Source organism: Streptomyces fildesensis, assembly GCF_016107395.1.
GTDB lineage: Bacteria > Actinomycetota > Actinomycetes > Streptomycetales > Streptomycetaceae > Actinacidiphila > Actinacidiphila fildesensis.
This window is the reverse complement of record NZ_JAAIKO010000001.1, coordinates 415,377-438,278: the sequence shown is the minus strand read 5'-3', so window position 1 is coordinate 438,278 and position 22,902 is coordinate 415,377. Positions and strand designations below refer to the sequence as shown.

Here is a 22,902-nt window from a genome sequence, read left to right as displayed (position 1 = left end):
CCGCCCGGCATCGTCAGTTCACCCGACCGGAGATCAGTCCTTGATCTCGCAGATCAGCGCGCCCGAGGTGACCGAGGAGCCGACCTCGGCCGTCAGGCCCTTGATGGTGCCGGAGCGGTGCGCGTTGAGCGGCTGCTCCATCTTCATGGCCTCCAGGACGACGACGAGGTCGCCCTCGTTGACCTCCTGGCCCTCCTCGACCGCGACCTTGACGATGGTGCCCTGCATCGGGGATGCCAGGGAGTCACCGGAAGCGGCCGAACCGGCCTTCTTGGTGGTGGCGCGGCGCGGCGCCTTCTTGTTCAGGCCCACCGGCATGGACGCGACACCGAGCGACGCCGGGAGGGAGACCTCCAGGCGCTTGCCGCCGACCTCGACGACCACCGTCTCGCGGGCCGGGGCCTCGTCGTCCTCGCCACCGACCGGCGCGAACGCCGTGATGGTGTTCTGGAACTCCGTCTCGATCCACCGGGTGTGGACGGTGAACGGCTCGGTGGATCCGCCCAGCTCGGGGGCGAACGCCGGGTCGGCCACGACCGCGCGGTGGAACGGGATGGCCGTGGCCATGCCCTCGACGCGGAACTCCGCCAGCGCACGGGCCGCACGCTGCAGCGCCTGCTGCCGCGTCGCGCCGGTCACGATCAGCTTGGCGAGCAGCGAGTCCCAGGCCGGGCCGATGACCGAGCCGGACTCGACGCCCGCGTCCAGCCGCACACCGGGGCCCGACGGGGGCTGGAAGGTGGTGACGGTGCCGGGGGCGGGCAGGAAGCCGCGGCCCGGGTCCTCGCCGTTGATACGGAACTCGATCGAGTGACCCCGCAGTACCGGGTCGCCGTAGCCGAGCTCCTCGCCGTCCGCGATCCGGAACATCTCCCGGACCAGGTCGATACCGGAGACCTCCTCGGTGACCGGGTGCTCGACCTGCAGACGGGTGTTGACCTCCAGGAAGGAGATCGTGCCGTCCACGGCCACCAGGAACTCCACGGTGCCCGCGCCGATGTAGCCGGCCTCCTTGAGGATGGCCTTGGACGCCCGGTACAGCTCGGCGTTCTGCTCATCGGTCAGGAACGGCGCCGGAGCCTCCTCCACCAGCTTCTGGTGGCGGCGCTGCAGCGAGCAGTCACGGGTGGAGACGACCACGACGTTGCCGTGGCTGTCGGCCAGGCACTGCGTCTCGACGTGCCGCGGGCGGTCCAGGTAGCGCTCGACGAAGCACTCGCCGCGACCGAAGGCGGCGACCGCCTCGCGGACCGCTGAGTCGAACAGCTCCGGGATCTCCTCGATGGTGCGCGCGACCTTCAGACCGCGCCCACCACCGCCGAAGGCGGCCTTGATGGCGACCGGCAGGCCGTGCTGCTGGGCGAACGCGACGACCTCGTCAGGACCCGAGACCGGGTCCGGGGTGCCCGCGACGAGCGGGGCACCGGCACGCAGCGCGATATGACGCGCCGCCACCTTGTCACCGAGATCGCGGATCGCCTGCGGCGGCGGGCCGATCCAGGTCAGCCCGGCGTCCAGCACCGCCTGGGCGAACTCGGCGTTCTCGGACAGGAATCCGTATCCGGGGTGGATCGCGTCCGCCCCTGATTCGGCTGCGGCGGCCAGCACCTTGGCGTAGTCCAGATAGCTGGACGCCGGCGTGTCACCGCCCAACGCGTAGGCCTCGTCGGCCGCGCGGACATGCAGCGCGTCCCGATCCGGGTCTGCGTAGATGGCTACGCTGGCGATCCCGGCATCCCGGCAGGCGCGGGCGACGCGGACTGCAATTTCACCGCGGTTGGCGATGAGCACCTTGCGCACGATGGCTCCCTCCTTGAAACAAGCCGAGTTTAGTTACTGACGACACTTCATGCCGAGTCACCCCTACAGGTGAGCTTGCCCACACGGAGGGTGATTCGAGCGCCGGTCGAGCGCCCGAGTGCCTGCTAAATCCACGGTACGACCCCATTCGTCCGGGTGCCCCAAGGGCCTTGGTGTGGCCCATGTCTCTCTGAGTGACCAAGGGCAGGATGCCGGATCCTTTGTGGGTTCTCCACGAATAGGGGGTGGAATCTTTGCTGGTCCGCCACCCCGAAAGGGTGGTGGGGTCATGGACCTTGCCGCGCGGCGTACCCGTTAGTAGCGTTCGCGATGCGTGATACCCGGGGTAACGGTTGCAGGTTGAAGGGGGAAAGGTGCGCAGAGGTCTGGCCGCGACCACGGCTGTAGTGCTCGTCCTTGAGGCGTTCGTCATCGCGTTCATCCATGTGGTGCTCGGCCTCGCCGTGCGCAACCAGAACATGTCCGTCGCGGGACTCGACTCCGACGGCATGGCCATCGGCACCTGGGTCGGTGGTGCTCTGTTCGGGCTCTTCCTCATCGGCTGTGCCCTCATCCCGGCGCGGGTAGCGCTGCGTGGCCGCCCGCCCGGCCGGTTCGGGCAGATCCTGCTCATCGTGTGCGCGGTCGTTCACGGCCTGCTGGGTGCGCTGGTGGTCGGCCTCGTCGGCTGGGCCGCCTTCGTCTTCATGATGGTCGTCCTGGCGCTCCTTGTCGGCACTCTGCTGCTGTACCCCGACACCGAGGACAGCGCACCCGCCGCCGGGAGCAACGGCAACGAGGTCCCGCCGCCGACCGCCCCGGCCGCAGCCTAGGACGTTACGGGCAGGGGCGGGCGGAAACCGGCGGCTACGCCGTCCAGAGGTCGGTGATCCGCACGTCCAGGTCGCCCAGCAGCCGCCGCAGCGTCGGCAGGGACAGGCCGATGACGTTGCCCGGGTCCCCGTCGATCCCGTCGACGAACGGGGCCGAGCGGCCGTCCAGGGTGAACGCGCCCGCGACGTACAGCGGCTCGCCGCTGGCGACGTAGGCGGCGATCTCGGCGTCGTCCGGCGAGCCGAAGCGCACCGTGGTCGACGCGGTCGCCGAGACCTGCTTGCCGTTCGCGGTGTCGATGACGCAGTGACCCGTCCGCAGTACGCCGGAGCGGCCGCGCATCGACACCCACCGGGCGGTCGCCTCCGCGGCGTCCGCCGGCTTGCCCAGCGCCTCGCCGTCCAGGTCCAGTACGGAGTCGCAGCCGATCACCAGCTCGCCGCCGGTCAGGCCGGCCGCTACCGCCGCGGCCTTCGCCTCGGCCAGCACCCGCGCCAGCTCCGCCGGGTTCGCGGCGGTCAGCGCGTCCTCGTCGACCCCGCTGACCACGACCCGGGGATCGAGTCCGGCCTGCCGCAGCAGGTTGAGCCGGGCGGGGGATGCAGAGGCCAGGACGAGAGGGCGACGGGTGCTCATCGGGCCATCGTAATTCGGGCCGCGGCCGCTGCGGTGCCGGGGCGGGACACTGCCGGACGGTCAGCTGTGCCAGCCGACCAGCAGCATCAGCAGGGGAATGGTCAGCGCGATCACGAGCATCGCGCGCCGCAGCATCGCCTGCACCTGCCGCATGTCCTCCGGCGGTTCGTCGCGCCGGTCGCGGTCCGACCACAACATGTCTTCCAGGTTGCGCCCGGGAAAAGGCCCGCGCCTGAGTACGGGTACTCAAGCGCGGGCCGGGAGATGACTATTTGTTCGGCTTGCTCCGCTGATGCGGCCGGGCCGGCTCGTTCAGCGCGGCCAGAAGGACGTGCGCCACGCGCCGGGACCCGGGCCGGGGACAGGGCGGGGCACGTTGTGGGCCGGGTCGGCCCACTGCTCCGTCGGGTGCGGGCCGTCGGCGCTGCCCGACGTCGCGGCGGCCCGCGCCTGGACCAGTGCCACGACGGCGGCCAGCTCCTCCGGGGTCGGATTTCCCCGCTCTACCTTGATCACCACGGGACGGCTCCTTACAGGGGGATGTTGCCGTGCTTCTTCGGCGGCAGGCTCTCGCGCTTGTTGCGCAGCGTCCGCAGCGCCTTGACGAGGTGCGAGCGGGTCTCGGACGGCATGATCACCGCGTCGATGTAACCGCGCTCGGCGGCCACGTACGGGTTCAGCAGCGTGTCCTCGTAATCGGTGATCAGCTGCTGGCGCAGCTCCTCGACCGCCTCCGGCGTCTTCGCCTCGGCCAGCGTGCGGCGGTGCAGGATGTTCACCGCGCCCTGCGCGCCCATGACCGCGATCTGCGCGGTCGGCCACGCCAGGTTCAGGTCGGCGCCCAGGTGCTTGGAGCCCATCACGTCGTAGGCGCCGCCGTACGCCTTACGGGTGATGACGGTGATCAGCGGGACCGTCGCCTCCGCGTAGGCGTAGATCAGCTTGGCGCCGCGCCGGATGATGCCGTTCCACTCCTGGTCGGTGCCGGGCAGGAAGCCGGGTACGTCCACGAAGGTGATGACCGGGATGTTGAAACTGTCGCAGGTACGGACGAAGCGGGCGGCCTTTTCCGACGCGTCGATGTCCAGACAGCCCGCGAACTGCATCGGCTGGTTGGCGATGATGCCGACCGGCCGGCCCTCGATCCGGCCGAGGCCCGCGACGATGTTCGGCGCGAACAGCGCCTGCGTCTCCAGGAACTCGCCGTCGTCCAGCACGTGCTCGATGACCTTGTGCATGTCGTACGGCTGGTTCGCGGAGTCCGGGATCAGCGCGTCCAGCTCCAGGTCCTCGGCGCTGGTCGCCAGGTCCGCCTCGACCGGGTAGGCCGGGGCCTCCGCCAGGTTGTTGGACGGCAGGTACGACAGCAGCGCCTTCACGTACTCGATGGCGTCCTTCTCGTCACCCGCCATGTGGTGCGCGTTCCCGGACGTCGTGTTGTGGGTGCGGGCGCCGCCCAGCTCCTCCATGGCGACGTCCTCGCCGGTCACGGTCTTGATGACGTCGGGTCCCGTGATGAACATGTGCGAGGTCTGGTCGACCATCACCACGAAGTCCGTGATGGCCGGCGAGTACACCGCGCCGCCCGCGCAGGGGCCCACGATCAGCGAGATCTGCGGGATCACACCGGAGGCGTGGGTGTTGCGGCGGAAGATCTCGCCGTACATGCCGAGCGAGGCCACACCCTCCTGGATGCGGGCGCCGCCGGAGTCGTTGATGCCGATGACCGGGCAGCCGGTCTTCATCGCCCAGTCCATGACCTTGACGATCTTCTCGCCGTAGACCTCGCCCAGGGCGCCGCCGAAGACGGTGAAGTCCTGGGAGAAGACCGCCACCGGGCGGCCCTCGACCGTGCCGTAGCCCGTGACGACGCCGTCGCCGTAGGGGCGGTTCTTCTCCAGGTCGAAGTTGGTCGACCGGTGCCGGGCGAGCTCGTCCAGCTCGACGAACGAGTCCTCGTCGAGGAGCAGTTCGATCCGCTCCCGGGCGGTCAGCTTGCCCTTGGCGTGTTGCTTCTCCACCGCGCGCGCGGAGCCGGCGTGCGTCGCCTCCTCCATACGGCGGCGCAGATCCGCGAGCTTGCCCGCGGTGGTGTGGATGTCGTGCTCCGGCTCGGCCATGGAGGCGGCTCTCCTGCTCTCGTGGGTCCTGTCGGGTCCTACTTGACTGGCGAGTAACGCTGTTTCGTAGCGTAACGGCGCGACTGGTTCCCGAGCAGTGCGGCGTTGGACACACTCCGCTCACAGGTCTTCTCCTAATCTGGGCGGATGACGACTCCCAACCGCTGGTCCGACCTGGAGCGCCCCCCTCTCGGCGAAGCCGCGCTGCGCCGGGCGGTCATCGCGCCGGACAGCCCCTGGACGTCCCTCGACGTCGTCGAGGCCACCGGTTCCACCAACAGTGACCTCGCACAACGCGCCAACGCCGGTGCCCCCGAAGGCGCCGTACTCGTCGCGGAGGAGCAGACCGCGGGCCGCGGCCGGCTGGACCGCCAGTGGTCGGCGCCGCCCCGCTCCGGCCTGTTCCTCTCGGTGCTACTGCGGCCCGCCGACGTACCGGTGGAGCGCTGGGGCTGGCTGCCGCTGCTCGCCGGAGTCGCGACCGCCACGGCGCTGTCCCGGACCGCCGGCGTCGACACGGCACTCAAATGGCCCAACGACCTGCTGGTCACCATCGACGGCGAGGAGCGCAAGACCGGCGGCATCCTCGCCGAGCGCGCCGGCACCGACGCCGTGATCATCGGTATCGGGATCAACGTGTCGCTGCGCACCGACGAACTGCCCGTCCCCGCCGCGGGCTCCCTCGCCCTCGCCGGCGCCAAGGGCACCGACCGCGACCCGCTGCTGCGTGCCGTGCTGCGCTCCCTCGCCGACTGGTACGGCGAGTGGCGGGCGGCCGGCGGCGACCCGGCCGCCTCCCGTCTCCAGCAGACGTACGCGGCCGGCTGCGCCACGCTCGGCCGTGAGGTCCGCGCCGAGCTGCCCGGCGGGCGTGAGCTGGTCGGCACCGCGGTCGGCGTGGACGACGACGGCCGGCTGGTGCTCGCCACCGCGGACGGGGAGCAGGCGGTGGGCGCGGGGGACGTCGTCCACATCCGCCGCGCGTAGGACCGGGGCCGGGCGGTGGAGGCAGCCCGTCCGGATCCCGGTCCTCCCTTGCGGATCTCCCGTCCGCGGGGGCGCGGAGGAGACCCGTTGACGTAGGCACGGGCAGGTGACGTGAGCTACGGCACACCTGCCGTATCGTTGAGGCGGCGTGTCGGCTTGATGATCGGAAGGGCTCGGACGGGCATTGCGCAGGGATCTGACAGGGGGCGGAGGGTGAGCGTGGACGACGCGGACCTTCCCCCGTACGCGACGGATCTGGGCACCGGCCCGGACCCGGACGGCATCGACCCCGATCAGCCGGCCGATCCGGCCGGCTCCGCCGACCCCGGGACGCCCGCCGATCCCGGTGCCGGCACGGATTCCACCGATCCCGCCGAGCATCCGCTCGCACTGCGCCTCGAACACCTCATCCTCGGCGCCGGCCGCCAGTACACGCCCTTCCAGGCGGCCCGCACCGCCGGCGTCTCCATGGATCTCGCCTCCCGCTTCTGGCGTGCCATGGGCTTCGCCGACATCGGCCAGGCGAAGGCCCTCACCGAGGCCGACGTGCTGGCGCTGCGCCGGCTCGCCGGGCTCGTCGAGGCCGGGCTGCTGAGCGAGTCGATGGCCATTCAGGTGGCCCGCTCCACCGGCCAGACCACCGCCCGCCTCGCCGACTGGCAGACCGACTCCTTCCTCGAAGGGCTCACCGAGCCGCCCGAGCCCGGCATGACGCGGGCCGAGGTCGCCTACCCGCTCGTCGAACTGCTCCTGCCCGAGCTGGAGGAGTTCCTCATCTACGTCTGGCGGCGCCAGCTGGCCGCCGCCACCAGCCGCGTCGTCCAGTCCGACGACGAGGAGGCCATCGACCGCCGGCTGGCCGTGGGCTTCGCCGACCTCGTCGGCTTCACCCGGCTCACCCGGCGGCTGGAGGAGGAGGAACTCGGCGAGCTCGTCGAGGCCTTCGAGACCACCTGCGCCGACCAGGTCGCCGCACACGGCGGGCGCCTGATCAAGACGCTCGGCGACGAGGTGCTGTACGTCGCCGACGACCCCGGCACCGCCGCCGAGATCGGGCTGCGGCTCATCGAGACGATGACCGGCGACGAGTCCATGCCCGCACTGCGCGTCGGGATGGCCTTCGGGACCGTGACCACCCGGATGGGCGATGTCTTCGGCACCACCGTGAACCTCGCGAGCCGGCTGACGTCGATAGCGCCACGGGACGCCGTCCTCGTCGACGGTGACTTCGCGCAGGCGCTCGGCGCGGCGGGCGACGCCCCCGTCTCCGAGGTCGACGCGTCCGAGGACGACAAGTACCGCTTCGCCCTGCAGCCGATGTGGCGCCGCCCGGTGCGTGGGCTCGGCGTCGTCGAGCCGTGGCTGCTGACACGCCGTAGCTGACCCCACCTCCCCTGCCGCGCGGCGGGCGCGGCTGGCATGATCCGGGGCATGACGGAGTCTGAAGTGCGGTTCGGGGAATGGGTCGCGGTGCGGCGGCACGGCGCGCGCGTCGCGGAGTTGGTGCTGGATCGCCCCAAGGCGATGAACGCCATCTCGACGGAGATGGCCGGGAACGTGGCGGCGGCCTGTGCCGCGCTCGCCGCCGACCGGACGGTCAGCGTCGTGGTGCTGACGTCCACGCACGAGCGCGCGTTCTGCGTCGGCGCGGACCTGAAGGAGCGCAACTCCTTCACGGACGCCGACCTCGGCCGGCAGCGGCCGCACACCCGTGCCGCGTACACCTCGGTGCTGGAACTTCCGATGCCGTCGATCGCCGCGGTGCACGGCTTCGCGCTCGGTGGCGGCTTCGAGCTGGCGCTGTCCTGCGACGTGATCGTGGCGGACGCCACCGCGGTGGTGGGGCTGCCGGAGGTCTCGGTGGGCGTGATCCCCGGCGGTGGCGGCACCCAGCTGCTGCCGCGCCGGGTGGGCGCGGCACGGGCCGCCGAGCTGATCTTCACGGCGCGGCGGGTGGCGGCGGAGGAGGCCCGTGAGCTGGGCCTCGTCGACGTCCTGGCCGCCGCGGGCGAGGACCGCGCGGACGCGCTGGCGCTCGCGGAGCGCATGGCCGCGAACTCGCCGGTGGGCCTGCGGGCCGCGAAGCGGGCGCTGCGGCTCGGGCACGGACTGGATCTGCGGGCCGGTCTCGACGTCGAGGACGCGGCGTGGCGGACGGTGGCCTTCTCGGGGGACCGGGCCGAGGGCGTGGCGGCGTTCAACGAGAAGCGGACGCCGGACTGGCCCGGGGAGTGACGCCGGCCCGGGTGGCGGCGGGCGGCTGACGGGGGAACAGTAAATTCGCCCAGGGAGTAGTCAAACAGCCCCAAGTGCGACATTTGTTCTTAATCTGGTGGGATGGGTGACGGGACGGCCGATCGACGGCTGCGAGCGGTCGTGGAGTTGGCGCAGGCGATGGCGGCCGCCCAGGACCCGCGCGAGGCGGTGCGGGCGGCCGCCACCAGGGCGCGGCTGGCGATGGGCGGGTCCTTCGCGGCGCTGTCGTCGTGGGAACGGGGATCGGGCCAGCTCAAGGTGCTCGTCAACGACGGCGACCTGGCGCCCGGCGAGGACCCGGAGCCGCGGGACGAGACCTATCCCGTGAACGACTTCCCGGAGATCGTCGAGTTCCTGCACGGGAAATGGGCCGGCGGCGGGGAACCGCACGCCTGGGTCGAGACGGCCGAGGAGGGCCCGCAGGGGCCGGGCGCGTACTGCCACCAGCGGGTCGCCGCCCTGCGACGGCGCGGGCGCGGCTGCTGCGTCGTGGCGCCGATCGTGCTGCACGGGCGCGCCTGGGGCGAGCTGTACGTGGCCCGGGGCGCGGGCGAGCCGGTCTTCGACCGGGCGGACGCGGACTTCGCGACGGTGCTGGCCGCCGTGATCGCGGCCGGGATCTCGCAGACCGAACGGCTCGCCGAGGTCCAGCGGCTGGCCTTCAGTGACCCGCTGACCGGGCTCGGGAACCGGCGCGCCGTCGACGTCCGGCTGGACGAGGCGCTGGAGCTGCACCGGGTGTCGGGGACCGTGGTGAGCCTGGTGGTGTGCGATCTGAACGGTCTGAAGAAGGTGAACGACCGGCTCGGGCACGCGGTCGGGGACCAGCTGCTCGAACGTTTCGGCTCCGTCCTGTCGCTGTGCGGCGCGCTGCTGCCGGGCAGCCTGGCGGCCCGGCTCGGTGGCGACGAGTTCTGCCTCGTCGCGGTCGGCCAGAGCCCGGACGAGGTGGTGGGCGCGGCGGACGAGCTGTGCCGGCGGGCCACCGAGCTGGAGGTGGGCGAAGGCGTCGCGTGCGGGGTCGCCTCGACGGGCGACCCGATCGGGCCGGTACGGACCGCCCGGCGGCTCTTCCGCCTCGCCGACGCCGCCCAGTACCGGGCCAAGGCGCTGCGCTCGACCACTCCGGTCGTCGCGGGGCGCGGGGGCCCGGACGACCCCGTCGTACGCCTCGCGGACCAGCCGCCCGCGCCCGAGGGCGAACGCCGGCGGATTCGCGGGCGCCACGGGTCCTGACGGGCGGGCCTGCCGGCGGGCCCGGTTGCCTTGCTGTGCCCGGCCCCGAGCGGTTGTCGGGTAGGGCCCGCGAAGATCACCGGGGCGGGCCATCGAAGATCGCCTGCGAAGGTAAGGAGTGACAGGCGGCGATTCACTCTCTAGGGTGCGTGAATATGAATATGCATAACGTGGTCATCGGCGCCGACGGCGCGAGCGCGGACGACGTCCTGGCCGTGGCTCGCGGCGGCGCGAAGGTCGAACTGTCGCAGCAGGCACTGACCGGGATCGCCGCGTCGCGGCAGGTCATCGAGGCGCTGGCGGCCAAGCCGGAGCCGGTCTACGGCGTGTCCACGGGCTTCGGCGCGCTGGCCGTCCGCCACATCAGCCCGGAGCTGCGCGCACAGCTGCAGCGCTCGCTGGTGCGTTCGCACGCCGCCGGCATGGGCCCGAGCGTCGAGCGCGAGGTCGTGCGCGGCCTGATGTTCCTGCGGCTGAAGACGCTCGCGTCCGGCCGCACCGGCGTGCGTCCGGTCGTCGCCGAGACGATGGCGGCGATCCTGAACGCCGGAATCACCCCTGTCGTGCACGAGTACGGCTCGCTCGGCTGTTCCGGTGACCTCGCACCGCTCGCGCACTGCGCGCAGGTGCTGATGGGCGAAGGCGTGGCCGAAGGCCCCGACGGAACGATTCGTCCGGCCGGCGAGCTGCTCGCCGAGGCCGGCATCGAGCCGGTGGAGCTGCGCGAGAAGGAGGGCCTGGCCCTCATCAACGGCACCGACGGCATGCTCGGCATGCTGGTGATGGCCTGCGCGGACCTCGCGCAGCTGTTCACCGCCGCCGACATCACCGCCGCGCTCTCGCTGGAGGCACTGCTCGGCACCGAGCGCGTCCTCGCGCCCGAGCTGCACGCCATCCGCCCGCACCCGGGCCAGGCCGCGAGCGCCGAGAACATGCGCCGCGTGCTGGAGGGCTCCGGCTTCACCGGGCACCACCAGGACGACGCCCCGCGCGTCCAGGACGCCTACTCGATCCGCTGCGCCCCGCAGGTCGCGGGCGCCGGCCGGGACACCCTGGCGCACGCCCGGCTGGTGGCCGACCGCGAGCTGATCTCCGCCGTCGACAACCCCGTGGTGCTGCCCGACGGCCGCGTGGAGTCCAACGGCAACTTCCACGGCGCGCCCGTGGCATACGTCCTGGACTTCCTGGCGATCGCCGCCGCCGACCTCGGCAGCATCGCCGAGCGGCGCACCGACCGGCTGCTCGACAAGTCGCGCTCGCACGGGCTGCCGGCGTTCCTCGCCGACGACCCGGGCGTGGACTCGGGCCTGATGATCGCTCAGTACACGCAGGCCGCGCTGGTCAGCGAGATGAAGCGGCTGGCCGTGCCGGCCTCCGTGGACTCCATCCCGTCGTCCGCGATGCAGGAGGACCACGTCTCCATGGGCTGGTCCGCGGCCCGCAAGCTGCGGACGACCGTCGACAACCTGGCGCGGATCATCGCCGTCGAGCTGTTCGCCGCGACCCGCGCCATCGAGATGCGCGAGAAGCTCACCGCGGGCGGTCTGCGGCCCGCCCCGGCCACTCGGGCGATCGTGGCGGCGGTCCGTGAGGCGGGCATCGACGGAGTCGGCCCGGACCGTTTCCTGTCGCCCGACCTGGAGGCCGCGTACGCGTTCGTCCGGGCCGGAAACCTCAACGCGGCGGCCGAATCGGTGACGGGGCCGCTGGCCTGACGCCGGATCAGCGGGGCCGGCGCCGCGCGCCGCGCGACTGCTGAGCGATTGCTGAGCCGCTGCTGAGCGTGACGATGATGAGGGGCGCACACCCGCGGGTGTGCGTCCCTCGGTGCTTCAGAGCGCCTGCGCGCGGGAGCGCCGCCCTGCGTTCAGCACCAGCCCCGCACCGCCGACGAGGAACGCGGCCCCGCCGATCAGATACGGCGTGGTGTGCACCGTTCCGGTGGCCGCGAGATGGAGCGTCCCGGTCGTCGACGTCGTCGGTCCTGATGCCGTCACGGGTGCCTTGACCTGCGAAGCGGGGGCATGATCCGGGCTGGCGGTGGCGGACGGCACGAAATACAGCGCTGCCAGTACGGAAGCCGCGGCGGCGGCGACGAACGGGCGTGGAGAGGCCAGAGGCGAGGTCAACGGATCCCCCATTGGGTGCGGCGACTTGACCGTAGACGCCGATGTTAGTGACCTGGTGTGCCTGGTGGGAAGCTGGCGCTCCGGCGTTTACGCTCCGTCGCATGAGCACTACTGAGATTCCCCGTGGCGACAGCGGCCCGCGCTATGTCCGACTCCAGGTCGAGCTCGTTCTCGAGGTCACCGGACAGCAGGAAGTGACCGCCGCCGCACTGGAGCACATCGCCGCCGACGCGGAGATGCCCGCCGAGGAGCGGACGCACGCCGAGGCGGCTGTGAAGCAGGACGAGTCCGAGGCGCTGGCCTATCTGATCGACCCGTTCGACCTGGTCACGACGGTCCCCGGGATCGAACTCGTGCAGGCCTCGTGGTCCTGCGCGCACACCGAGTACGACCCCGACTCCGAAGAGTGGGACATGTACGACGACGACGATGCCGCAGAGGAGGACGTCGAGGAGGCCACCACGCCGGCCTGATCCCGGTCCGGCTCCGCCTGATCCTGGTCTGACCTGCATTTTTCCCCGACCCCGGGCCGTTTCGCGGCCCGGGGTTCCGCACGTGTGCCTCGACACACTTTCCGGACAAAGGGAACGGACTTCCGGCCCCGCATGTTCCTCTGGTTATGGATGAGGCTCGTTTCCGGATCCATCTCGTCCGGATCCGTCGCTCGCAGGGACGCGGGCAGGACTCGCGGGAACGCGAGCAGGGAACGTGCGCCCGCAGGCATTGGAGATTTGTGTGAAGTCGCCCGACCCCGGCACCGCAACCGGCCCCGTCAACGGCATGACGCCCGACCAGCGCGCGCGCTCGCGGCGCAGGCGCCGCACCGGCCTGGCGGCCGTCGCGGTCGTGCTCGGCGGCGCGGTCGCGCTGACCGCGTGCGGCGGCAGCGGCTCGGACAAGGGCGCCGCCGCGACGGACAAGGGCAAGACACAGGCGGACGTCGACGCGGCCGCCGCCGACGTCTCCTCGGACGCCAAGATCGCCATCACCCCGAAGACGGGGACCAGCAACGCGAGCATCAGCAGCGGCACCAAGATCGCCGTGACCGACGGCAAACTCACCGCGGTCGCCATGACCGAGGTCGTGAGCGGAAAGGCCGTCAAGGGCGCGATAGCCACCGACGGCACCAGCTGGAAGCCGGACGCCTCCCTCGACCGCGGCAAGAAGTACAAGGTCGCGGCCACCGCGCAGGACGCGAAGGGCCGCGTCGTCACCGAGACCTCCACCTTCGGCACGGTCTCCGCGAGCAACAGCTTCATCGGCTACTTCACGCCGGAGGACGGCTCCACGGTCGGCGTCGGCATGCCGGTGTCGATCAAGTTCGACAAGGCCGTCACCAACAAGAAGGCCGTCGAGTCGGCCATCAAGGTGGCGTCCAGCAGCGGCCAGACGGTCGTGGGCCACTGGTTCGACTCCACCCGGCTGGACTTCCGTCCGCAGGAGTACTGGAAGGCCGGCTCGAACGTCAGCGTCAAGCTGAAGCTCGACGGCGTCGAGGGCTCCAACGGCGTCTACGGCGTCCAGAACAAGGACGTCAACTTCACCGTCGGCCGGTCCCAGGTCTCGACGGTCGACGCCACCACCAAGACGATGACGGTCGTCCGCGACGGCAAAACCATCAAGACCATCCCGATCTCGGCCGGCTCCGCCGACCACCCGACCTACAACGGTCAGATGGTGATCTCCGAGAAGTACAAGCAGACGCGGATGAACGGTGACTCGGTCGGCTTCAAGGGTGAGTACGACATCGCCGACGTGCCGCACGCCATGCGGCTGAGCTCCTCGGGCACGTTCATCCACGGCAACTACTGGGGCAACAAGTCGATCTTCGGCTCGGCCAACACCAGCCACGGCTGCATCGGCCTGAGCGACGCCAAGGGCGCCAACGACCCGGACACGCTGGGTGCCTGGTTCTTCGACCAGTCGCTGATCGGCGACGTGGTCGTGATGAAGAACTCGCCCGACAAGACGATCAAGCCGGACAACGGGCTCAACGGGTGGAACATGACGTGGAGCGCTTGGACCGCCGGGTCCGCGCTGGGTGCCACGTCCTGATCCTGCGGGTTTGCCTGCGGCCGGCTCGAGCCGGGGGCCCGAAGGTCCCTCTCTAGGCCGTGTTGCGAAAGTCCCGCCTGGCCCACGGCGTCTGGCACGCGCCCTCGCCGCGTTGTCGGGCTCGTCCACGTACGTCCAGTACGAGGACGACCCTCCGCCTTGCGAGCGCACGCACCGGACGCCGTGGACCACGCCCTCCGGGCGAACGGCGCTCCTTTCACAACACGCCCTAGCGGGCGGTCCATTCGGACGGGTCGTCCAGGACCGCCCGCACCGCGCTGTACGCCGCGCCCAGCAGCACCCCGTCCCGGCCCAGCCGTGACTCGACCACCAGCGCGCCGCCGCCCGTGACCCGTCGCCCCAGCTCCCGCCGCACCCCCGGCAGCAGCCACGGGGCCAGCTCGGAGAGCGGGCCGCCGAGGACCACCGCCTGCGGGTCGAGCAGGTTCACGGCGCCGCTCAGCGCGATCCCGAGCGCCCGGCCGGCGGCCTCCAGGGCCGCCAGCGCGGGCGCGTCGTCGTCCGAGGCCGCCGTCCGCAGCGCCTTGAGCCGCCCCGGCAGCTCCGGGGCGATACCGGCCGCGCGCAGCACCGCCTCCTCGCCCGCGTACTGCTCCAGGCAGCCGCGGGCGCCGCAGGAGCAGCGCGGACCGTCGGGGTAGACGGGGACGTGCCCGAGCTCGCCGGCGAAGCCGCGCGCTCCGCGGAAGAGGCTGCCGTTGATGACGAGGGCGGCGCCGATGCCGATCTCTGCCGAGACGTGGATGAAGTCGGTGAGGGGGGCTTGGGCAGCGCCTTGTGGGGTGTCGGTGGCGGGGAGCGCCTTCTCCCTGCCGGCCAGCCACAGTTCTGCCAGTGCCCCTAGGTTCGCCTCGTTCTCCACGGTCAGTTCGGTGCGTTCGTTCTTCCAGCCGAGGTTCGGTGCCCGCAGCACCGTGTGCTGGTCCCTCCCCACCAGGCCGGGGACCGCGACGGTCAGCCCCGCCGGGCGCAGCCCGAGCGCCACCGCTTCCTCCGTCACCTGCCGGACGAGTCCGTCCAGCTCGCCGAGCGTCTGCGCGGCGGCCCGGCCGCGGTTGCGGGCCTCCACGGTCGCTCGGGCCCGTACGGTGCCGCGCAGGTCCACGACGCAGGCCGCGAGGTGGTCCACGCCCACTTCGGCGCCGATCCCGGCGGGGCCGCGCGGGCTGAGGGCGAGGGCGGTGCCGGGGCGGCCCACGGTGCCGGGGCGCTGCGCGCCCAGCTCGGTGACGAGGCCCGCCGCGATGAGTTCGTCGACGAGCGTCGAGACGGTGGCCCGGGTGAGGCCGACCTCGGCGGCGACGGCTGCCCGGGAGAGGTTGTCGCCGGCGGCGACGGCGTGCACGACGGCGGACAGGTTGCGGCGGCGCAGGGCGGCTTGGGGGTTGGTGCCGGTTGCCACGGTCGGTCCGTTCTGTGGTCTGTGGGGGCGGGGGCCGGGCCCTCCGGGGCGGGGCTTCGAAATCGACTGTTCACGATCCCCCAACCTTCGGCCGGGGTGCCCCCAGGGGCCCACAAATAGCTCGGCAGCATTTCGAAACCCCACCCCTGCGGACCCGTCCCCCTCCGGTTCGAGCCACCCGGGGGGGGTGGGGGCCCTGGCCTCCTGCGTGTCGTTCGTCAGGTGGTGGTCAGCGCCGCTCTCAGGGATTCCAGCGTGGTTTCGTCCCGTTCGATCGGATCGTAGACCGGGCCCGCCGACGTGCCCCAGCGGGCGGCGATGTCGGTGGGTGTTTCCCCGGTGAGGAGGGCGGCCGCCTGCGCGGCGGCGCCCAGGGCGACGAGGTCGTCCGCGTCGGGGATCTGGACCGCTCGTCCGGACAGCCGGCGGACGGTCTGCCGCCAGGCGGTGCCGCGGGCGCCGCCGCCGATCAGGAGGAGGGGCTCGTCGGAGGGCCGGTCGTCGACGGCCAGGACCAGGTCCAGGGCGGTGAGGAGGGTGTAGGTGGCGCCGTCGTAGGCGGCCTGGAGGATCTGGCCGGGGGTGGTGTCGTGGCGCAGGCCGGTGAGGGTGCCCGAGGCGAGGGGGAGGTTGGGGGTGCGCTCTCCGTCGAGGAAGGGGAGGAGGGTGATCGTTCTGTTGGGTTCCACGGCTTCTCTGGTGAGGCTGAGGAGGCCGGCGATCTTGTCCACCGCCTGGGTGCAGTTCAGGGTGCAGGCGAGCGGGAGCCAGCCGCCGTGTGCCCCCGCGAAGCCGGCGACCGTTCCCGTGGGGTCGGTGGGGCGGTTGGTCGAGGGGGTGTAGACGGTTCCCGAGGTGCCCAGGCTGAGGGCGGCGCGGCCGGGGGTCAGGCCGAGGCCCAGGGCGGCCGCCGCGTTGTCGCCGGTGCCGGAGGCGACCGGGATGCCGGGTGGGAGGGGGAGGCCGGGGAGCGTGGTCCCTGCTGGTTCTCCTGGGGCCAGTACGCGGGGGAGGAGGGCTTCGTCGAGGCCGACGGTGGTGAGGACGGCGTTGTCGTAGGTCTCGGTGTCCGAGGCCCACCAGCCGGTTCCCGATACGTCGCCGCGATCCGTGACCGCCTGGCCCGTCAGCCGTTCGGTGAGGAAGTCGTGCGGCAGGCGCACTCCGGCCGTCGCGGCGGCGACGGCCGGTTCGTTCTCGCGCAGCCAGGCCCATTTCGCGACGGTGAAGCTGGCTCCGGGTACGGAGCCGAAGCGCTCGGCCCAGTGTTTGGCTCCGAAGCGTGCGACGAGTGCCTCTGCCTGGGGGGCTGATCGCACGTCGTTCCAGAGGAGGGCCGGGCGCAGGGCCTTACCCGATGCGTCGAGGGTGACCAAGCCATGTTGTTGGCCTCCGATGGAGATGGCCGAGGCCGGGTGTGGGGACAGGGCTTCGAGGGTTGTTCTGAGGGCTTGCCACCAGACCTCCGGGTCCGTTTCGCGCCTTCCGCCCTCGCTGACCGTGTGGGGCGATCTGGCCCGCGCCAGCACTTCGCCGGTGTCCACCCGGACCGCCAGCGCCTTCGTCGACTGGGTGGAGCTGTCCACCCCGATCACGACCGTCGGTTCCATTGAGCGACCCCCTTCTCTTCCCATCGCGGTCCTCGCATACTAATTTGTTCAACGGTCTTACGAATAGGAGCCGGCGCCATGAGTCTCACCCCCACCCCCGAGCACAAGTTCACTTTCGGCCTCTGGACGGTCGGCTGGCAGGGCCGCGACCCGTTCGGTGACGCCAGCCGCCCCGCCCTCGACCCGGTCGAGTCCGTCACCCGGCTCGCCGAGCTGGGCGCGTACGGCGTGACGTTCCACGACGACGACCTCATCCCGTTCGGCGCCACGGAGGTCGAGCGCGAGACGCACATCAAGCGGTTCCGGCAGGCCCTCGACGCGACCGGCCTGGTGGTGCCCATGGCCACCACCAATCTCTTCACGCACCCGGTCTTCAAGGACGGCGCCTTCACGTCCAACGACCGTGACGTACGGCGGTACGCGCTGCGCAAGACGGTCCGGAACATCGATCTGGCCGTCGAGCTCGGTGCGCAGGTCTATGTGGCGTGGGGCGGCCGGGAAGGGGCGGAGTCCGGGGCGGCCAAGGACGTGCGGGTCGCGCTGGACCGGATGAAGGAGGCGTTCGACCTGCTCGGCGAGTATGTGCTGGGGCAGGGGTACGACCTGCGGTTCGCCGTGGAGCCCAAGCCGAACGAGCCGCGCGGCGACATCCTGCTGCCGACCGTGGGGCACGCGCTCGCGTTCATCAACGAGCTGGAGCACCCGGAGCTGGTCGGGGTGAACCCCGAGACCGGGCACGAGCAGATGGCCGGGCTCAACTTCACGCACGGCATCGCGCAGGCGCTGTGGCACGGCAAGCTCTTCCACATCGACCTCAACGGCCAGACCGGCATCAAGTACGACCAGGACCTGCGCTTCGGCGCGGGCAATCTGCGGGACGCGTTCTGGCTCGTCGATCTGCTGGAGACCGCCGGTTACGAGGGGCCCCGGCACTTCGACTTCAAGCCGCCGCGTACCGAGGACTCCGACGGCGTCTGGGCCTCGGCCGCCGGGTGCATGCGCAACTACCTGCTGCTGAAGGAGCGCGCCGCCGCGTTCCGTGCCGATCCGGTCGTGCAGGAGGCGCTCAGGGCGTCCCGGCTGGACGAGCTGGCCCGGCCGACGCTGGGGGAGGGCGAGACGCTCAGTGATCTGCTGGGCGACCGGGCGTCGTTCGAGGACTTCGACGTCGAGGCGGCGGCGGTGAAGGGCATGGCGTTCGAGCAGCTCGACCAGCTGGCGATGGACCACCTGCTCGGCGCCCGCTGACCTTTCTCATCCGGCTCTCAGTCCGGCCTCACCCGTTCATCACCGCTGGTTCCTACCGTGACGGCGCAGCGGGAGTACGAGGGACCTCCGATCCACTCGTACTTCCGCCGTCCCCATTCATCCCCCCGCATCCTGGCCGGGGTGGCAACGGCGAGGAATCGCATGTTCTTTACGTATCTCAGGCGCGAGCTGCGACGTCGCAGAAAGGCCGCGCTGGTCATCGCGCTGGGGCTGGCCCTCGGTATCGGGCTGGTCATCACCGTCAACTCGGCCTCGGCGGGGATGCAGGTGGCGCAGGGCAAGGTCCTGCAGTCCCTGTACGGCCTCGGGACCGATATGACGGTCACCAAGGCCGCCGCCGCGCAGGGCAGTACCGGGGCCACCGGGCGTCCGAAGTTCAACTTCGGTGCCACCACGGACTCCAAGGAGCAGAGCAGCGACCAGGTGATGGTGCAGGGCTTCGAGTCGCTGCCCAGCACGGTCGTGTCCCAGGTCGCCGGGCAGAAGGGGGTGGACGACGCCGTCGGCGGGCTGAGCCTGCGGGTGCTGAAGGTGAGCGGGCAGTTCGACTGGGGGCAGGTCAAGCAGGGCCAGACCACCGGCGGCGGGCGCGGTGGTGGCGGCGCGCAGCCGCCGAGTGAGGTGCAGGGCGGTGGCGCGCAGTTCGACGTCAACAACTACTCGGTCTACGGCGTGGACGTCGCCAAGCCGGCGCTCGGGCCGCTGACCTCCTCGAAGATCACCTCGGGTACGTCCTTCACGAGCGCGCAGTCCAACACCGCCGTGGCCGTCCTCGACAGCTCCTACGCCAAGGAGAACAAGCTCGCGGTCGGTGGCACGCTCACCATCAAGGCCGTCAAGTACAAGGTCATCGGCATCGCGACCGCCGACAGCGGCGACTCCGCCGCCAACGTCTACATCCCGCTGACGCAGGCCCAGACGCTGGCCGGCGCCAAGGACAAGGTCACCACGGTCTATGTGAAGGCCACGGACTCGCAGCAGATCGACGGCGTCAAGTCCGCCATCCAGAACAACGTCCCGGGCACGACGGTCACCACCTCCGCCGATCTCGCCTCCACGGTCTCCGGTTCGCTCGCCACCGCTTCCGACCTGGCGACGAACCTCGGCAAGTGGCTCTCCATCGCCGTGTTGATCGCCGCGTTCCTGGTCGCGGGACTGCTCACCTCCTCCGCCGTCAGCAGGCGCGTGCGGGAGTTCGGCACGCTCAAGGCGCTGGGCTGGAAGAGCCGCCGGGTCACCGGTCAGGTGATGGGCGAGGCCCTGGTCAACGGCCTCATCGGCGGCGTCCTCGGTATCGCGCTCGGCCTCGGCGGCGCGTACCTCATCACCGCCATCAGCCCGACGCTGACCGCGTCGGTCGCCTCCGGTGGCGGTGGTGGTGGTGGCTTCGGCGGCGGGCCCGGGCGGCAGGCCGCGACGAAGGCGCTGGACATCGCGCTGACCGCTCCCGTCAGCCTCGGCACCATCGGCCTGTCGGTCGGCCTCGCCGTCGCCGGCGGCCTCATCGCGGGCACCTTCGGCGGCTGGCGCGCCTCCAGGCTCCGCCCGGCGGACGCCCTGCGCCGCGTCGAATAGCCACCCACCTTCAGTCTCAAGGGAGTTGACCATGTACCAGCTGACCGGCGTCACCAAGCACTACCGACGCGGCAAGGACACCGTCGAGGCCCTGCGGGGTGTCGATCTCACCATCGAGGACGGCGACCAGCTCGTCATCCAGGGCCCCACCGGCGGCGGCAAGTCCACCCTGCTGCAGATGCTCGGCGCCCTCGACCGCCCGACCGAGGGCTCGGTGGAGTTCGACGGCGTCGACCTCGCCCGGCTCGGCGAGGCCAAGCTCACCAGGATGCGCGCCGAGAACATCGGCTTCATCTTCCAGAGCTTCAACCTCATGCCGACGCTCACCGCCCAGGAGAACGTCGAGACGGCCCTCGTCCCCATGGGCGTCAAGCCCGCGGAACGCCGCCGCCTCGCCGTCGAGGCCCTGGAGTCCGTCGGCCTCGACGAACGTCTGAGCCACCTCCCCTCCGAGCTCTCCGGCGGTCAGCAGCAGCGCGTCGCCATCGCCCGCGCCCTCGTCAAGAAGCCCAAGGTCCTCCTCGCCGACGAGCCCACCGGCAACCTCGACGAGGCCACCCGCGACGACATCATGGGCCTCCTCGAAGGCCTGTGGAGAGAACGCGGCCTGACCTTCATCCTCGTCACCCACGACTCCGCCATCGCCAAACGCGCCCCCCGCCTGGCAACCATCCGCAAGGGCCGCGTCACGGTGACGGAGCGGGTCCTGGCGACCTAGCCGGCTGTCGGGGCCGGGCCACCCGACGAGGGCCCGGCCCCGACACGGCGGTCGGCAAGGAGACCTCCGCGGCGTACACGAGCAGGTTCGCGAAGCGCAGCCATGGGAGCAGGTGCATGTTCAGTGGCGCGTACCTTCATTGCCAGCCGTCCAATGCACGCTCTGCGTTGTCGACCAGTTCCTTATAGGTCATGACCTCAACGCGACTGATGTGTGTGTTGAGGGTGCGGAAGGCCTCGTTGATCGCGTCTTCGGCAACAACGGGTTGCGCGGCAGGGTGTCCAATCAACACGAGTGCGCTTGCTCGCCGAGTCTCGATGCCCAGTTCATCTCGAATGCGGAGTCGGTGTTCATCCAAGCCGACAAGGTAGTTGACCGCTTGGCTCACTGCGTCGTGTACTTCGGCCGTCGGTACCCAGCACCCTCGGTGTTCCTTGACCAGGCGGCCGCGCAGGCTCATGGAACGCTTCAACTCGACGATATGTAGTGCGCCATCCCCGCGTATGAGGGGGATATCCACCTCGTCGCCTGGTACCAATCGGCGCTGGACCGCTTGGCTCGCGAACTGGCCACCGAAGATCCAGTGCTGACCGTCCAGCGCGCGTTGCAAGTCGAGCTCACTCGCCTCCGGATCCTCCACCACCTTGCGCAACGCCTTGAGATCCTTCCGACGCTTTTGAATCTCGGCGGCCCGGAGTAGCAGTTGCCCCTCCTCGTCCGCTGCCAAAATTGCCAAGGAGCCAGGAGACATCACGATGTGGCGGGCAGATTTCTCCGGATCTTCCAAATCGACTCTTTCGCGTAGGACTTGCTCCATCCACGCGGCCACCTCGGCAGAGCCACGGACTATTCGATACCGGCTGGGTTGCTCCTGCGACTGTTGCATGTAACGGGCGTCCCGGGCGACGGACCCTACGTGAGTAAGCACCTCGCTCGGGCTCGCGTCGGGATACTCGCTGAGGTACTGATCGCCGAGCTGAGCGAAGAAGGCAAGACTCGCGGCTATCGTTCGTGCCAGGAAGTCCTGGTGCGAGCTCAGCGGTTGTGTCGACCGTTGAAAGAGGCGGTATCGCTCTTCGAAGTCCGGTCGGAGGATCCGACCTTCCGCGTAGTCCAGAGAGTCTTGTATCAGTCGCACGATGTGCCACTCGTCTGCCGCTGCCGCTGCCGAGCGCACGTTCTTCAGTACGGTGACGAGTGCTTGGCCTCCTCTGCAGGGGACCTTTCCGCTGCTCATATGCTTGAAGACCGATGCAAGCGCGTCCTTGACGTCAGGATCGATGGCTTGCTCGGCCACGCGCTCCAGTTGCAACTTCAACGCGAAGTCAGATCTCACATCCATAGTCACGATTCTGGTGCCTGGCACTGACAGAATCAGCTTGCGTTGTACCTGCTGAAGATGTGGAGTGCCGCGTCGATCTGTGCTTTCGTGCGGTCGTCGGCTTCCCCTTCGAGTCGCACGAAGACGACGGAGGAACCAGGGTCGGCCGCGACCAGCAGGGTCAGCGGTATTCGGCCCGCCAACGGGTAGTCGTACCAGCCCCCGGGCCTCTCCACGTCCGTGCCTGGGAGGGCGCCCTCGATAGCCCCCCAGTCCGAGTCGTCGAAGCGGTAGCCCGAGAACTCCGCAACCGACTCGCAGAACGGCCGCAGATTGGCCTCATGGATCCAGCGGCCGCCGAAGATCGGATCGGAGCACGGAGGGTCGTCTGTCGGTCGTGACGACTCCGATGGGGATGGAAACACCCGTGCCTCCCGGCCCGCAGTACCCGTCAACGTTGCGGTCAAGGTACCGCTGGTCGTCCGGATCGCGAGGGTCGTTGGCGGTGGTGCGGGACAAGCGCAGCCGTGATCGTGGTCACGGATCTTCGATGGTGGGCCGGACGGGGGACAGGAACGGGTCCGGTCGCTCGGTGAGGGCGCCGCGGGCGAGGCGGTGGACTCGGAAGGCGTTGGGGTTCTGCGGGTCTTCGTCGTCGTACGTGTGGAGCAGACCGTAGGAGCCGGGCGCGATGCGGCCGACTTCCGTGAACAGGTCGATGATCTCCGGGCCGTGCAGTCCGGAACGGTTGGGGTGGCCGGCGATGTGCAGCATCCAGCGACCGTTCATCGCGCGCAGGTCGGCCAGGTAGGGACTGTCCATGCGATCGAGGAGTGTCCGCACCTGGCCGAGGAACGCGTCGCAGGGAGTCTCGTCCTCGGGGTCGGGACTCCCTACGAGCGTGATCCAGCCGTGGTACTCGAACACGTCGTC

Annotated in this window: 22 protein-coding genes; 11 read left to right on the top strand and 11 right to left on the bottom strand. The window is 70.7% G+C overall.

The genetic code is table 11. The features are described 5' to 3' along the window. Positions 1-33 precede the first annotated feature (33 nt). Entirely contained in the window at positions 34-1,800 is a 1,767-nt protein-coding gene (locus C6N31_RS01890) for an acetyl/propionyl/methylcrotonyl-CoA carboxylase subunit alpha (protein ID WP_164294915.1), read from the bottom strand. A gap of 374 nt (positions 1,801-2,174) precedes the next feature. On the opposite strand from C6N31_RS01890, the gene C6N31_RS01885 reads away from it, so the two are divergent. Then, the gene (locus C6N31_RS01885; protein WP_138352186.1) at positions 2,175-2,633 is read left to right on the top strand and encodes a hypothetical protein; all 459 of its coding nucleotides are present in this window, start codon (positions 2,175-2,177) and stop codon (positions 2,631-2,633) included. A 34-nt stretch (positions 2,634-2,667) separates the two neighbouring features. On the opposite strand, the gene C6N31_RS01880 is transcribed toward C6N31_RS01885, so the two are convergent. The 4 genes from C6N31_RS01880 to C6N31_RS01865 all read right to left on the bottom strand — a co-directional run bounded on the left by C6N31_RS01880 (position 2,668) and on the right by C6N31_RS01865 (position 5,390). Further along, entirely contained in the window at positions 2,668-3,270 is a 603-nt protein-coding gene (locus C6N31_RS01880; protein WP_138352185.1) for a nucleoside triphosphate pyrophosphatase, read from the bottom strand. Positions 3,271-3,330: 60 nt separating this feature from the next. Continuing rightward, entirely contained in the window at positions 3,331-3,468 is a 138-nt protein-coding gene (gene mmpB, locus C6N31_RS01875) for a morphogenic membrane protein MmpB (RefSeq protein ID WP_187144992.1), read from the bottom strand. A gap of 114 nt (positions 3,469-3,582) precedes the next feature. Further along, entirely contained in the window at positions 3,583-3,786 is a 204-nt protein-coding gene (locus C6N31_RS01870) for an acyl-CoA carboxylase subunit epsilon (protein ID WP_138352274.1), read from the bottom strand. Between the two features lie 14 nt (positions 3,787-3,800). Continuing rightward, entirely contained in the window at positions 3,801-5,390 is a 1,590-nt protein-coding gene (locus C6N31_RS01865) for an acyl-CoA carboxylase subunit beta (protein ID WP_138352184.1), read from the bottom strand. A gap of 147 nt (positions 5,391-5,537) precedes the next feature. Between C6N31_RS01865 and C6N31_RS01860 the strand changes: the two genes are divergently transcribed. From C6N31_RS01860 to hutH, 5 genes are all read left to right on the top strand, one after another. Continuing rightward, a complete protein-coding gene (locus C6N31_RS01860) occupies positions 5,538-6,377 on the top strand; it encodes a biotin--[acetyl-CoA-carboxylase] ligase (protein ID WP_138352183.1) in 840 nt (279 codons plus the stop codon). A 213-nt stretch (positions 6,378-6,590) separates the two neighbouring features. Next, positions 6,591-7,760, top strand: a complete 1,170-nt coding sequence (locus C6N31_RS01855) for an adenylate/guanylate cyclase domain-containing protein (protein ID WP_438817404.1) — start codon at positions 6,591-6,593, stop codon at positions 7,758-7,760. 48 nt (positions 7,761-7,808) lie between these two features. After that, on the top strand, positions 7,809-8,612 hold the full coding sequence (locus tag C6N31_RS01850; protein WP_138352181.1) for an enoyl-CoA hydratase/isomerase family protein: 804 nt from the start codon (positions 7,809-7,811) through the stop codon (positions 8,610-8,612). Between the two features lie 102 nt (positions 8,613-8,714). Then, positions 8,715-9,869: a GGDEF domain-containing protein gene (locus C6N31_RS01845; RefSeq protein ID WP_138352180.1), complete on the top strand. Its 1,155-nt coding sequence runs from the start codon at positions 8,715-8,717 to the stop codon at positions 9,867-9,869. 161 nt (positions 9,870-10,030) lie between these two features. Continuing rightward, entirely contained in the window at positions 10,031-11,584 is a 1,554-nt protein-coding gene (hutH, locus tag C6N31_RS01840; protein ID WP_187145319.1) for a histidine ammonia-lyase, read from the top strand. Between the two features lie 117 nt (positions 11,585-11,701). Here hutH and C6N31_RS01835 read toward each other — a convergent pair whose 3' ends face one another. Beyond that, positions 11,702-11,998, bottom strand: coding sequence for a hypothetical protein (locus tag C6N31_RS01835; protein WP_232484665.1), 297 nt, complete (start codon positions 11,996-11,998; stop codon positions 11,702-11,704). Positions 11,999-12,099: 101 nt separating this feature from the next. Here C6N31_RS01835 and C6N31_RS01830 point away from each other — a divergent pair, with 101 nt between their 5' ends. Both C6N31_RS01830 and C6N31_RS01825 read left to right on the top strand, forming a co-directional pair. After that, positions 12,100-12,471 (top strand): hypothetical protein, encoded by a 372-nt coding sequence (locus C6N31_RS01830; protein WP_138352177.1) that lies wholly within the window; start codon positions 12,100-12,102, stop codon positions 12,469-12,471. Positions 12,472-12,778: 307 nt separating this feature from the next. Continuing rightward, complete coding sequence (locus C6N31_RS01825) at positions 12,779-14,053, top strand: L,D-transpeptidase (RefSeq protein ID WP_138352273.1); 1,275 nt, start codon at positions 12,779-12,781, stop codon at positions 14,051-14,053. Positions 14,054-14,282: 229 nt separating this feature from the next. Here C6N31_RS01825 and C6N31_RS01820 read toward each other — a convergent pair whose 3' ends face one another. Together C6N31_RS01820 and xylB are read right to left on the bottom strand one after the other, a co-directional pair. Then, on the bottom strand, positions 14,283-15,476 hold the full coding sequence (locus tag C6N31_RS01820; protein ID WP_138352176.1) for an ROK family transcriptional regulator: 1,194 nt from the start codon (positions 15,474-15,476) through the stop codon (positions 14,283-14,285). 218 nt (positions 15,477-15,694) lie between these two features. Then, complete coding sequence (gene xylB / locus C6N31_RS01815) at positions 15,695-17,086, bottom strand: xylulokinase (protein ID WP_198357041.1); 1,392 nt, start codon at positions 17,084-17,086, stop codon at positions 15,695-15,697. 78 nt (positions 17,087-17,164) lie between these two features. Between xylB and xylA the strand changes: the two genes are divergently transcribed. The 3 genes from xylA to C6N31_RS01800 all read left to right on the top strand — a co-directional run bounded on the left by xylA (position 17,165) and on the right by C6N31_RS01800 (position 20,648). Continuing rightward, the gene (gene xylA / locus C6N31_RS01810) at positions 17,165-18,334 is read left to right on the top strand and encodes a xylose isomerase (protein ID WP_138352174.1); all 1,170 of its coding nucleotides are present in this window, start codon (positions 17,165-17,167) and stop codon (positions 18,332-18,334) included. A 162-nt stretch (positions 18,335-18,496) separates the two neighbouring features. Continuing rightward, complete coding sequence (locus C6N31_RS01805; RefSeq protein WP_198357040.1) at positions 18,497-19,930, top strand: ABC transporter permease; 1,434 nt, start codon at positions 18,497-18,499, stop codon at positions 19,928-19,930. A gap of 31 nt (positions 19,931-19,961) precedes the next feature. Further along, on the top strand, positions 19,962-20,648 hold the full coding sequence (locus C6N31_RS01800; protein WP_198357039.1) for an ABC transporter ATP-binding protein: 687 nt from the start codon (positions 19,962-19,964) through the stop codon (positions 20,646-20,648). 136 nt (positions 20,649-20,784) lie between these two features. Here C6N31_RS01800 and C6N31_RS01795 read toward each other — a convergent pair whose 3' ends face one another. The 3 genes from C6N31_RS01795 to C6N31_RS01785 all read right to left on the bottom strand — a co-directional run bounded on the left by C6N31_RS01795 (position 20,785) and on the right by C6N31_RS01785 (position 22,896). Beyond that, positions 20,785-21,990, bottom strand: a complete 1,206-nt coding sequence (locus C6N31_RS01795) for a Shedu anti-phage system protein SduA domain-containing protein (protein WP_198357038.1) — start codon at positions 21,988-21,990, stop codon at positions 20,785-20,787. 32 nt (positions 21,991-22,022) lie between these two features. Further along, positions 22,023-22,394: a hypothetical protein gene (locus C6N31_RS01790; RefSeq protein WP_307811150.1), complete on the bottom strand. Its 372-nt coding sequence runs from the start codon at positions 22,392-22,394 to the stop codon at positions 22,023-22,025. Between the two features lie 112 nt (positions 22,395-22,506). Further along, on the bottom strand, positions 22,507-22,896 hold the full coding sequence (locus C6N31_RS01785; RefSeq protein ID WP_138352169.1) for an Imm7 family immunity protein: 390 nt from the start codon (positions 22,894-22,896) through the stop codon (positions 22,507-22,509). Positions 22,897-22,902: the final 6 nt, after the last annotated feature.

What these genes read in the sequence shown, in the direction of transcription:
- C6N31_RS01880 (WP_138352185.1), bottom strand. Translation starts at nt 3,270, where the DNA reads ATGAGCACCCGTCGCCCTCTCGTCCTGGCCTCTGCATCCCCCGCCCGG.
- mmpB (WP_187144992.1), bottom strand. Translation starts at nt 3,468, where the DNA reads ATGTTGTGGTCGGACCGCGACCGGCGCGACGAACCGCCGGAGGACATG.
- C6N31_RS01865 (WP_138352184.1), bottom strand. Translation starts at nt 5,390, where the DNA reads ATGGCCGAGCCGGAGCACGACATCCACACCACCGCGGGCAAGCTCGCG.
- C6N31_RS01860 (WP_138352183.1), top strand. Translation starts at nt 5,538, where the DNA reads ATGACGACTCCCAACCGCTGGTCCGACCTGGAGCGCCCCCCTCTCGGC.
- C6N31_RS01850 (WP_138352181.1), top strand. Translation starts at nt 7,809, where the DNA reads ATGACGGAGTCTGAAGTGCGGTTCGGGGAATGGGTCGCGGTGCGGCGG.
- C6N31_RS01845 (WP_138352180.1), top strand. Translation starts at nt 8,715, where the DNA reads ATGGGTGACGGGACGGCCGATCGACGGCTGCGAGCGGTCGTGGAGTTG.
- hutH (WP_187145319.1), top strand. Translation starts at nt 10,031, where the DNA reads ATGCATAACGTGGTCATCGGCGCCGACGGCGCGAGCGCGGACGACGTC.
- C6N31_RS01830 (WP_138352177.1), top strand. Translation starts at nt 12,100, where the DNA reads ATGAGCACTACTGAGATTCCCCGTGGCGACAGCGGCCCGCGCTATGTC.
- C6N31_RS01825 (WP_138352273.1), top strand. Translation starts at nt 12,779, where the DNA reads ATGACGCCCGACCAGCGCGCGCGCTCGCGGCGCAGGCGCCGCACCGGC.
- xylB (WP_198357041.1), bottom strand. Translation starts at nt 17,086, where the DNA reads ATGGAACCGACGGTCGTGATCGGGGTGGACAGCTCCACCCAGTCGACG.
- xylA (WP_138352174.1), top strand. Translation starts at nt 17,165, where the DNA reads ATGAGTCTCACCCCCACCCCCGAGCACAAGTTCACTTTCGGCCTCTGG.
- C6N31_RS01805 (WP_198357040.1), top strand. Translation starts at nt 18,497, where the DNA reads ATGTTCTTTACGTATCTCAGGCGCGAGCTGCGACGTCGCAGAAAGGCC.
- C6N31_RS01800 (WP_198357039.1), top strand. Translation starts at nt 19,962, where the DNA reads ATGTACCAGCTGACCGGCGTCACCAAGCACTACCGACGCGGCAAGGAC.
- C6N31_RS01795 (WP_198357038.1), bottom strand. Translation starts at nt 21,990, where the DNA reads ATGGATGTGAGATCTGACTTCGCGTTGAAGTTGCAACTGGAGCGCGTG.